The sequence below is a fragment of the Aeromonas sp. sif2416 genome, assembly GCF_019218665.1.
In the GTDB taxonomy this organism is placed as follows: Bacteria; Pseudomonadota; Gammaproteobacteria; order Enterobacterales; family Aeromonadaceae; genus Aeromonas; species Aeromonas encheleia.
Genome location: NZ_JAHUXC010000001.1, coordinates 737,231 through 748,785, shown reverse-complemented (window position 1 = coordinate 748,785; position 11,555 = coordinate 737,231). Strand labels below are relative to the sequence as shown.

Below are 11,555 nucleotides of genomic sequence, written 5' to 3'. Positions count from 1 at the left end.
TCGAACCCTTGCTGGCGGGCAGAGGTGAGCTCGCGGTAGTAGTGCTGGTACATGTTCCAGGCCCAGCCCTCGTCGGCCATGCCCGGGGTACCGGTGCGGCGGTAGTGCTCGAAGCGGCCGAGCAGCGTATCCGGCGAGAAGGCCTGCAGTATGCTGTCGAGCGCTGCGCCTATGGCCTGCTGATTCGCGACGTGATGGATGCGCACGTTGCGCAGGCTCTCGGCCACCGCCGCCGGGGCGGTCAGGTGCACCGGGCTCTTCTGCTCGGCAAACATCACCGCCAGGGTCTCGTCATAGTCGAGCCCGAGCCGCAGCGGGTTGTCCTCGATGGGACGCAGGTGCCGGTCCGCCAGCGCCGCCTGATCGCTTTGCAGTTTCAGTAAGCCTTCCACCATGGCGCGTACCGTCTTGCCCATCTCTTCGAGCATGTCGTGGGCCTGCTGGGTATCTTGCAACTGCAACGGCTGACCCAGCCCGCGCATCAAGGGCGTCAGTGCGACGTGATCGACCCCCTCCAGCGGATGGGCGTAATCGGGATGGTTCTCGATGGTGGGCATATCCAGAAATTCTTGGTTCATGGTGTCCTCGACGGCAGAAAAGGGGGACAGGGACGGATGTTCCATATCCGGTTGCGGGTGGAAGTCGCTCTGGCGACGGGGATCGACCAGCGGGGTCAGGGGGTTGCGCTCATGCTGCAGCGCCAGCAAGGGATCGACGGCCAGGGCGCGCGGATCGTCCTGGCTCGGCCGATGCGCCTCCCCGCTCAGCCACTCGTCCAGCTGCTCGGAGAGACGGTTGCCCAGCACCTGCTGCAGGCTCTGCTCGGCCGAGATGGCCCCCAGGTAGGCGCGTAGCCGGAACGGACCGACGATCAGCTCGTCCCCCTGCTCCAGATGCACCTTGCGGGCCCGCCCTATGGGTGAGGTCGCACCGTTGATATAGGTCTGACCGCTCAGATCGCACAGACAGAAGCGACCGTCATGGAGCTCGACTCGGGCGTGGGCCGGCATGACCGCCCCCAACCTGTCGCGCAGCTGCCAGTCATCCTGTTCGGAGGCCCCGAGGGAACCGCCCATCTCATCGAAGCGGTATTGCACCTGCTGGTTGCCATCGAGCTGCTCGCTGTTGAGCACCACCAGGGAAAGTTGCTGGTTAAAGTCGTCCACATTCACTCCTGCACACAAATGGTCACGAACGGCTCACTCGGCGGCTGACCGAGAAAGGTACTCCAGCCCAGGCGCGCACTCTGCTCCTCCCCCAACCTCAGCCCTTTGGCCTGCTCCTGGCCGAAGCCAAGCCGCAGATCCCAGGCCAATTGGTCGCGCAGGATGAAGGAGACAAAGGTCACCAGGGCGTGGAAATGCTCTCCGTTCGGGAGAAACCCGAGAAACTGCCCAAAACTCAGGTTGTTGATCTTCAATAAAAACTTGCCCGCACAATCGTTCACCTTGTCGCCGATGACGAAGTCATCCCCCAGGGTGGCGCAGGCGCTGCCCAGCCGGTTCTGCTGATCCTGATGGATGGACACCCGGCGCCACTGCCAGGCGCTGACCGTCACATCCGCCAGATCGAAACAGTGCGCCACCAGGCCGGCCACCACCTCGGGGGAGCGGCTGGGGCTGGCCAGCATGCCGGCGTAGGAGAGCATCTTGGCGCGGTTGACCGGCAGGCTGCGGCAGACCGCCTCGTTACCCAGCCCCACCAGGGCGAACATCAGGCGGGAGAATCCATCCTCACCGTTGTCCTGAAAGCGCACGTGGTAGCGGTACTTGCGCCAGATCCGGTGCAGCAGGGTCAGCAGGCGGTGGTGGAAGAAGTCCAGAAACAGGCCGAGCTTCTGCTCGCCCTGGGCGTACTCCCAGGCCAGCGAGTCCAGGTAGTAGCCGGGCATGGGAGACTGACTGCCGTGCAGGCCGAGGAAGGCCACCTCCAGCTCATGGCGCCCCTTGCCATCCTTGCCTATCTGCAGCACGTCGCTGGTGGGGAAGCCGAGGGAGGCGGTCGCCTTGAAGCGGATCCCTTCATCGCCCGGCAGATGATCGAGCCCCCGCTCCTGATCGGTGCCGTCCAGCCGGTTGAGCAACTCGACCAGCTGGAAGAAATTGAAGCGGGGGGCGTCCCTGGCGGACGTCACATCAGGGAGTGCTGACCGATCTGGACTGGCCACTGGTAACGCTCCTTGTTGTCGAGATTGACCACCTCAAGCAGGTGGAAGGCATTGACGCTGGCATACAGCGAGAAGAAGTGAGCCAGCACTGTGCTGAACAGGTAGAGCTCCCCCTCGCTGCCAAAGGCGGACTGGCGGATGGAGAGCACAGACTTGAGTCCGCGCACCGGCATGCCGCGCACCAGCCGGTCGACCGGGGTGGTCTCGATCTCCTCGATCCCCGCCAGCCGCTTGCGCGAGGCCTGCTCGGCCTGCTTGTCGTGCAGCGCCGGGAAGTCATAGGTGCGCAGCACCTGCACCAGGGCATCGCGACGCAGCAGGGAGACATAGTTGAGGGACAGGTTGGAGATGAGGGTCCAGTGCAGGCTGCCATCCAGTGCCGGGCGCAATGGCCGGGTCGGCCGGATCAGATTGCGGAAGGTGGCAAACGAGGGCGAACTGCCGGTCGGCACGCAGATGTTGCCGACCTTGAGGGCGGCGGCGCGGGAACGGTTGGTGCAGGTCAGGGTGACCGAGATGGATTCATCGAGATCGACGGTGGTGGTCTCGTCCCCCCGCACGAAGGAGAGCTGATGCTCGAAGCCGTCGCCACTGACCGCCTCCCTGACCCGCACCCGGTAGTAGAGCGCCAGGCGGTGCTTGGCCCGCTCGATCTGGTGCTGGAAACTCTCGAACGGCTGATATATGCGTGGCGTGCCGCGGGAGCGGCCCAGGTTGCCCTCCACCCAGCCTTCGACCTCGTCGACCGAGAAGATCTCGAAGCTGTCCGCGTGGCGGTAACTCGCCTTGAGGGGGTACTCGGCCTGGCGGCCGTTGAGGTTGACCGGCTCACTGTCGTGCTGGAACAGGTTGATGGCCGGCACGCAGTTGAGCATGAAGGAGTCGGGCCGGATCTTGAGCTCCGCCGGCAGAGGCCGGTCGAAACAGAAGTGGATCTTGAACTCGCTGACCGGCAGGGGTTGCTTCGGCCAGTCACCGCCGGAGAGCTCGAAGAACAGAAAACTCTCCGGGAAGCAGAAATACTCTTGCAGGATCCGGTAGCCGGAATAGACGTTGTTCGGATAGGGCAGCAGGGCATCGTCGCGCTCGAAGCCGATGGGCTTGAGTGCCTTGGCCTCCTGGCGAAAGCGCTTGCCGTCGATCTCCAGCTCGATATGAGAGAGCTGGTTGGAGAGCCAGAAATAGAGCTCATAGGCGGTATAGCTGTCGCCACCGAGGAAGAAACGCAGCTTGTCCAGCTGCAGCTCGCTTAGCGGCAAGGGGGCATGCAGGGCGATATCCAGCGAGATGGTGGAGAGATCATTGCCACTCTGGGAGGCGATATGGCGGATATCGGCCGGGTAGATCCAGGCATCGTGGCTGGTCTGGAAGTGACAGGTCACCTCGTCGATGGGCAGGCTGTCGAGTTGACAACCCTGCTTGACCAGCGCCGGCTGGGTGATGGCACCCGGAATGACCGAGAACTGCATGATGGTCATGCTGGGCACGGGGCGCAAATAGTTGGGCCAGAGCATATTGAGCAGACCGTGGGTCAGCTCGGGGAACTCATCCTCGATCTTGGCGCGCAGATTGCCGGTGAGAAACGCGAAGCCTTCCAGCAGGCGCTCCACGTCCGGATCGGTATTTTGCTCCGACAGGAAACGGGTGAGTTCGGGATAGGCATCGGCAAATTCGCGCCCTTGCAGGCGCAAAAATGCCAGTTCATCCCTGAAGTAATGTTCCAGCGACATTGATCAGACCATGCGGTAGTGACGGTGGCTGTCCATATGGACGTTGAACGAGGTAACCTGTTCGATGTGATCCAGTCTCACGTGTGCCGTCACCTGAAACGACATCTCGAGCGGACTCGATTGATGGTCTGGTGAACGGACATCCACGTGAATGATCCGCGGCTCATAGCGACGGATGCATTGCCGGATCGCCTCACGGATCCGCCCCTTGATGTCGGCACTGCCCTGAGTGGCGTCATTGAGATCGATGACACCCAGCTCGGGGGCACTGCGACAATTACCGGGACGGGTGTTGAGGATTTGATCGAGCTGCCGTTTGACCGAATCGATCAGCTCCTCAACGTCCGATTGGGGGGAAGAGGCCAGCCCCTCCCCCCGGATCCTGTCAAACAGACTGGCCGCATTTCCTCTATCCCAAGAAGAGAGATACGGCATCGGGCATTATTCCTTGTCCAGACGACCCACCAGAGACAGCTCGAAGCTGGCGCCCATGTACTTGAAGTGCGGGCGCACGGCCATGGCGACCTGATACCAGCCCGGCTCGCCTTCCACGTCCAGCACCTTGATCTGGGCGGCACGCAGCGGGCGGCGGCTACGCACGTCTGCCGGCGGGTTTTCCTGATCGGCCACGTACTGCTTGATCCAGCCGTTCAGCTCACGCTCCAGATCCTGACGCTCCTTCCAGGAGCCGATCTGCTCGCGCTGCAACACCTTGATGTAGTGGGCCAGGCGATTGATGATGAACATGTAGGGCAGTTGGGTACCCAGCTTGTAGTTGGTTTCCGCTTCCTTGCCTTCCTTGGTGTTCGGGAACACCTTGGGCTTTTGCACCGAGTTGGCGGAGAAGAAGGCCGCATTGTCGCTGTCTTTGCGCATGGTCAGGGTGATGAAGCCCTCTTCCGACAGCTCATATTCACGACGATCGGTGATCAGCACCTCGGTCGGGATCTTCGCCTGCAGCTGGCCCATGGCCTCATAGACATGCACCGGCAGATCCTGGATGGCGCCACCGCTCTGGGGACCTATGATGTTCGGGCACCAACGGTACTTGGCGAAGCTGTCGGTCAGGGAAGTCCCCATCAGGTAGGCGGTGTTGCCCCAGAGGTAGTGATCGTGATCCGAGCTGATGTCTTCCTGATAGTTGAAGCCCTTGATGGGGTTCTCGGTCGGATCGTAAGGCAGACGGGCCAGGAAGCGCGGTGCGGTCAGCCCCAGATAACGGGCATCTTCCGATTCACGCAACACGCGCCATTTGGTATAGGCCGGGCCTTCGAAGACCGACTTGAGATCCTTGATGGACGGCAGATCGGTGAAGCTGTCCACGCCAAAGAAGGCCGGGGCGACAGAGGAAATGAAGGGGGAGTGCGCCATGGCACCGACCGCACTGACGTATTGCATCAGCTTGATGTCGGGGGAGCTGTGGGTGAAGGCGTAGTCGCCGATCACGGCACCGATGGGCTGGCCACCAAACTGGCCGTAGCCGCTCGAATAGACATGCTTGTAGAGGCCGGACTGGGTGATTTCGGGGGAGAACTCGAAATCTTCCAGCAACTCTTCCTTGGTCGCATGCAGCACCTGGATCTTGATGTTTTCACGAAAATCGGTGCGATCCACCAGCAGCTTGAGCGAACGCCAGGAGGATTCCAGCTCCTGCACCTCTTTGGCGTGCAGGATGACATCCATCTGCTTGCTCAGCTTCTTGTCGAGCTCGACAATCATGCTGTCCACCAGCGCCTTGTTGACCGGATCCGTGGTGGTACCGCTGTCCAGAATGTTGGCGATCAGGGCGGCGACACCCTGCTTGGCGACACTGTAACCCTCATCGACCGGGGTGATGCGCGCCTGCGCCATGATTTCGTCCAGCAAGGACGAGGGAGCAGCAGCACTCGCCCCCGCTTTAACCTGTTCTTCGACCAGAGACATATTTTTTCCTTATCAATCAGTCAATTAATCTGCGGATCACTCGGCAGGCTTAATCAGATCCAGCTCCTTGAGCAGTTGCTCGCGAGCCTCGTCACTGGACAGCAGATCCTGCAAACGATTGCGGAAGGACGGGATATTTCCCAAGGGTCCTTTCAGAGCAACCAGGGCCTCACGCAGTTCCAGCAGCTTGCGCAGCTCGGGAACTTGCTGGGCAACGCTGTCGGGAGTGAAGTCTTCCAGAGACTGGATCTTGATCGACACGGGCAGCTCGTCCTGGCTGTTTTCCTCCAGGCGATTGGGAACGGAAAACTTCAGCTCCAGTGCAGATTCTTTCATGACAGAAGAAAAATTATTCTTGTCGATGGACACGGTCTGACGCTCCTCGATAGGGGTCTCTTCCGTGCGTCCTTTCATGTTGCCAACCACCATCATGGTCAACGGCAGCTCTATTTCCGCCTGCTGACCGCCGGTTGCCGGCACATATTTGATATTAATACGCTCTTTGGGCGCAACAGTGGCGCCATCAATTCCTTTTCCCATGCTCTAAATACCAAGTTAAGGATCCATTAAGACCCCAAAGCTTATAGCCAATGTCTTTGCCAGCAACTGTAAGAAATGACAGTTGACGGGATCAACAGAGATCCTGACAGAAAAACATTAACCGACGATACATTTTTGATATACGACAAGCCGAAGCGTTGATGATCAAAAATGCAATATGCATCTTGTTACTTAATACAACCCGATCATGCCTCTACTCTTTGTTAGAGGTCATTATTGGCCAGGGGCCATTTACGGTAGATGGTATATTTTTAAATGTCACAACGTCAACACACCAATCAACAACAGATATAAAATATTACAGTAAAATTTTAATTCAATAAAAATCAATAACTTAGAAGAATTATGTGAAATTTACAAATCTAGATTCAATGTTGTTAATAAATATGGTGGATATTCATTTAAAGATGCGAAACACAATGACAGGCCAGTCATTTTCTCGGGCTAACCCTTGATTGAAACGCTTATTTACATGTAAAGGGAAACACGAACCTCTGCTTCATAAGGAGCCTTCACAAAAAAATTCATAAAGAATTCATTTTTTGTTTAAAAAAGAAGCTAGCCATCTTAAGGAATACATCCTCATTAAATAGATTTATTTATCGTTACTGACGGTTTCCACGACTCTATATTCTGTCTTGATTATGTCTTGCGACTGCTCCAACTGATGCGTGCTCGTCAGTGTCGTAAACCAGTGCTGCGCCAGTTTCTGACCGGCACCTTTTTCCTGTTCCGTCATGCCTCTCTCCAGCTCACGGCTGGCGGCGGTCGCATCGGTATTTCCATCCGTGGCGGCAAGCAAGTACCATGCATAGGCATGCAGTCTATTACGTGGAGCCCCCCAACCCTTCTCACGCATGGTGCCCATGCGATACTGCGCCTGTCGGTGATTGGCATTCGCCGCCAATCGATACTGCTTCAATGCCTCGCCATAATCCGCCTCACCGCCGAGCCCCAGCCGCAGCACCTCACCGTAGGCATATTGGGCCTCGCTGTTCCCCTGTGCCGCCGCCAGCAAGACAGTCTGACGAGCCGCTTTCAGCTCTCCTCTGCCCTGCTGCAACTTGGCCAGCTCGAGTTGTGCCTGGCTCACCCCGCCTTTGGCCGCCAGCGTTAGCCAGTGCTCTCGCGCCGACGGGTCGCTCTGTTGCAGACTCAGCTGATATTCAGCCTCATGGGAGCCATGACTCGCTGCCAGCTCCAGCCAGTAACGACCGAGTGCGAGATCCTGCGCTATTACCTCGCCAACGAGGTAGGCTTGCCCCAACCACAGCTGGGCTGGTGGCGATCCCGCATTGGCGGCACTCTGATAAAGGGGGAATGCCTCGGCCTTACTTGCCCGGCGAGCCAAGGTCAACAAAGCATCCGGTTGTTGCTGGGCCGCGGCCTTCTCGTACCAACGCAGGGCGAGGTCGGGACGCTTGCTCACCCCTTTCCCCTGCTCATAGCGCAGTCCGAGTTGATACTGGGCCTCACGATTGCCCTGCTCGGCAGCCTTTTCCAGCCACTGAACCGCATCGGCATCGGCGCCGGGCTGTTTGGTATACCACTCTCCCAGCACCAGCTGTGCCGTCGCATGATCCCGCTTGGCTGCCTGCTCGAACCAGTCAAGGCACTCGCTTACCAGTTTTCCTTTATGCTGTTGCTGGCAATCAGCCCCCAGCTGATAACTGGCCTCTGGATTGCCCAGCTTGGCCGAGCGTTTCCACCACTCATGGGCCAACTTGGGATTCTTCGGCTCACCCAGGCCGGCCTGATACCAGCTCCCCACCTGCAGCGCCGCCTTTCCCCGTATGTCGGCATCCGCCTCCAGGGGCCCTGATTGCTCGGCGGCCTGTTTCATCCAGCGCATCGCATCGGGATAATCTGGCTTGGTCGCCAGGCGATTGGCCAGCTCATACTGCGCCTTGCCCTGACCCTGCTGGGCGGCTTGAGAGAGTTCGGATTCGGTCTGTGACGTCGTTGTGGTACAAGCGGCGAGCCAATGGCTCGCCAGCACCAACCATAATGTGCGGTATGTCATCGTTTGTATCTGCGAATAATTAGGATGGTAGGGGTGGTTGCGTACATAACACTTTCTTACAACTTGATTGATTTTCTATTTCTCATCAACTGTCTTTAAATAAATCGTATTCCAGAAGATTCATACTGATTCAGAATATTATTGTTCGTTCACATGGTCCAACTTGACCAGCTCCAAACCCAGCTTACCCCCCTCATTTAACAGCTTATCAAGAATATTTGATGGGCAAATGAAACCTGTATATTGATCAGAGCTGATATCCAAAAGCACGACACCATATCCTCGCGCTTGCAACCATAGGTTATAAAGTACCAGCATGCTCCAAACCGATGCGTCCTCATCCGGCTCGGAGCACATGAAATGCTCCTTCAAACCATGAATATCCGCCAATGCGTTTCCTTGTAACTCAACTTCCTCAACGTCTCGCCAGTCGATATTGAGACATACCCAACGCTCATCGGAATTCAGCTCAACAAGTGTTGACACGATACGACCCTGTAGCGCATCGGCGTTCGTATTCATCAGATAGTTCACTCTGCCGACTCTGATGTCTTCAGGCAGAGGGGATAGTAAAGTCGATAGAAACCATTTTTTTCTTCGTCTTTCGACATAAACCATGGGAATTAACAGGGGAGACAAGATGATGACAGAGAGGATCAGGAATAGTTCTTTTATCGCCTTCACTCTTCTTCCTCTATTTTTTTCATACAGAGCCAAGGGTGCTAGGCAATTCGTGCCTAACATGAATGAGCCTGCGCAATAACATCAAACGTCACTCGGGCATCGAGATATATCGACCATGCAGGCTGTGCATGATCGATAAAATGCAGACTACTCCTGTACCCAGAACAACATGTCATCCTTGTTGATATGGGTTTGGGAAGGCAACTTCTGTCCTTTTCGCAGTTGCCACTGTTCATCGGTCAGGTTGCACCGCCAGTTGCCATCCTGCTCCACCACAGAGCCCGGCATGGCAATGGGATGTTGAACCACTCGCAGTGCCTGCCATTTTTCTGCAATACCATTCGCTCTGGCATGATCGACCAGATCCTTGGGGTAATAGCGCATATCCCGATAACCGCTGTCGTCCAACTCATAGAGCAGGGTGACAAGCGCCGCTTCAAAAGCCCAATAGCCAAAGTAGATGGCATGCTTTGCCTTGTGCCTGTCGTACCAATAACACTCTTTACATCCCTTGTACCACCCCTTGAGATATTGCTTGATGCTCGCCTGACGCTCAACCCTGGTGGGATTCACACCATCACCCTTGATGGCATCAAACAGCGGGCGATAAACCTCGGGGATATAGGATTCTGGACCACGGGGGAGACCGGGATAGCCCAAGCGAGCCAACAACATGCTCCACAGCGGGTCGTCGTCCCCTTCCGGATTTTTACTGATATAACGCACCAGCTCGGGCAGCATCTCATCCTGCCCATAGAGGATGCTTAATGAGAACATCCAGAGCAGATATTGATAGGCATCTTGCTCCCAGTAATAAAACTGTTCATCTGGAAACTCTTTTTTATGGCGCAGAAACTCTTTAGTGACGACGCTCAGTTGAGCAATAACCTCTTCATGAGAGACTCCACCAGAATAAAGCAAGATTACATGTTCAAGATTATCCATAAACATTCCAGCACTGGCACCAGAGCGAGTAGGTAATCCTGCTGGGTCACTCCAACGTTCATGGTGAGGATCATTTATCCAGCTCCACCACTCTTGGTCAAAATAGAGCGATTCTTTGTAGTCTTCTAGCTGAACCAAGAAGAAATCTTCAGATAACAGTGGATCTCGACGCTGCTCAATAAATGAACTCATTCTCTGCTCCTACTTGACCGGGATAGTACCGATAGCATCGGCATTCTTATTCAACTTGGTGATCTGAATCACCTCACCAGACTCATCGACGATCATTAACCAAGATTCATATTTTTGTTTTCTGATATCCGCCAATACCTTTTTATCTGTTATTTCATCCGGTAACCGTCTTTCTATCCACAAATTGCTCATCTGCTTGCCAGACCCCTTGGTCATCGACAACAGCTGGGTACTCTTGGTGCCATCCTCATCGATATACTCGCCCCCTGCAGTCCGAAACTTGGTCTCGGTCACCACGTAGGGAGGCGGAGGATTGGTGTTCTTGTAGATACCATCGATTCCCCGCCCTCTGGGCTTGTCGTTCAGGCTACGTACCCGGCGATGTTCTGGCAACAGATTCTCGAACTTGTGATTTGCCATCCAGTTGTCGCTGATGATCTCGCCATAAATCCCTTTCTTGGAGCGGCTCAGGATCTTGAGATCCACTTTGACGACATCATCCGGCAGCGGGTGGATAACGGTGCCACCGGGCACAGCCTTGTAACCTGGGGCATGCTTGACCGCCTCTTTCTCCAATCCTGCGGCAATCTCATCGAGGGATTTGAGCACGGGCCCCATGGCCGCTGGCAGCATCTGGCCGGCCTGTGACTGCATCTGCAGCACCATACGCTGGGATTGCTCAAGCCAGACTTTGACCGAAGCGGGAGCCAACCCCTTGATCTTGCTAATCAAACCAGTGAGAGAGCTGACAGCATCGTTCAAATAGCCTAGCAGCGCACTGACTGATATCTGCCCTCTCAGCCCCCGGATCTGACCGGCAAACCTTTTTAGCACTGTATCGATGCGCGAGATACCCAGCACTTTCTTGACTTTGGGATCACTGAGAAACGTCAGCACTGGTGCCATTGCGGGTCTGATAGCCTTGGCTGCATCCCCACCCGCCTTGCGGACAAACAGGAAGATGATCTTCAGCACCCCCTTGAGGGCAGAGCCCAGTGACGGGATCAGACCTATCAGGGTGAAACAGAGGTAAACCCACTTCTCAGGCTGTTTGTGATCGCGGGAAATATCTCGTGCATTGGCGATTAGATCGCGACAGTCCAGCACCTGGTCGACAACGGGGATCAACCCCAACACGGCATTGGCGGCAATCTGCCCCGCGCTTTGATTGGGATTGAAATCCCCCTGAAGGGCTTCCCAGATCCATTGCAGGCTAGAAGCTATCCCCTTCTTTACTGCATCGGCACTTTGTTTGACATAGGCAGCGCCGCCGGAAACGGCCTGATCCAGATGGTCATAGAGCCGCTCAAACAGATCATTACCAAACATA

The 11,555-nt window shown here is 56.3% G+C and carries 10 protein-coding genes; all 10 read right to left on the bottom strand.

Features of this window, described 5'->3' with window-relative positions; genetic code table 11:
* The coding region (tagH, locus tag KW821_RS03345) for a type VI secretion system-associated FHA domain protein TagH (RefSeq protein WP_218290422.1) at positions 1–1,166 on the bottom strand (1,166 nt) is incomplete at its 3' end.
* Between the two features lie 2 nt (positions 1,167–1,168).
* Positions 1,169–2,167 (bottom strand): type VI secretion system baseplate subunit TssG, encoded by a 999-nt coding sequence (tssG, locus tag KW821_RS03340; protein WP_042653751.1) that lies wholly within the window; start codon positions 2,165–2,167, stop codon positions 1,169–1,171.
* Positions 2,131–3,897 (bottom strand): type VI secretion system baseplate subunit TssF, encoded by a 1,767-nt coding sequence (gene tssF / locus KW821_RS03335; protein WP_042653489.1) that lies wholly within the window; start codon positions 3,895–3,897, stop codon positions 2,131–2,133. The genes tssG and tssF overlap by 37 nt, the downstream gene beginning before the upstream one ends.
* A gap of 3 nt (positions 3,898–3,900) precedes the next feature.
* Complete coding sequence (gene tssE, locus KW821_RS03330) at positions 3,901–4,332, bottom strand: type VI secretion system baseplate subunit TssE (protein WP_218290421.1); 432 nt, start codon at positions 4,330–4,332, stop codon at positions 3,901–3,903.
* A gap of 6 nt (positions 4,333–4,338) precedes the next feature.
* Complete coding sequence (tssC, locus tag KW821_RS03325) at positions 4,339–5,820, bottom strand: type VI secretion system contractile sheath large subunit (RefSeq protein ID WP_218290420.1); 1,482 nt, start codon at positions 5,818–5,820, stop codon at positions 4,339–4,341.
* A 36-nt stretch (positions 5,821–5,856) separates the two neighbouring features.
* Positions 5,857–6,360, bottom strand: a complete 504-nt coding sequence (gene tssB / locus KW821_RS03320) for a type VI secretion system contractile sheath small subunit (protein WP_025326628.1) — start codon at positions 6,358–6,360, stop codon at positions 5,857–5,859.
* Positions 6,361–6,976: 616 nt separating this feature from the next.
* Positions 6,977–8,404, bottom strand: coding sequence for a tetratricopeptide repeat protein (locus KW821_RS03315; protein WP_218290419.1), 1,428 nt, complete (start codon positions 8,402–8,404; stop codon positions 6,977–6,979).
* Positions 8,405–8,542: 138 nt separating this feature from the next.
* The gene (locus tag KW821_RS03310; RefSeq protein ID WP_218290418.1) at positions 8,543–9,088 is read right to left on the bottom strand and encodes a hypothetical protein; all 546 of its coding nucleotides are present in this window, start codon (positions 9,086–9,088) and stop codon (positions 8,543–8,545) included.
* 147 nt (positions 9,089–9,235) lie between these two features.
* A complete protein-coding gene (locus tag KW821_RS03305) occupies positions 9,236–10,225 on the bottom strand; it encodes a PoNi-like cognate immunity protein (RefSeq protein ID WP_218290417.1) in 990 nt (329 codons plus the stop codon).
* A gap of 9 nt (positions 10,226–10,234) precedes the next feature.
* Entirely contained in the window at positions 10,235–11,554 is a 1,320-nt protein-coding gene (locus KW821_RS03300; RefSeq protein ID WP_218290416.1) for a hypothetical protein, read from the bottom strand.
* Position 11,555 lies beyond the last annotated feature (1 nt).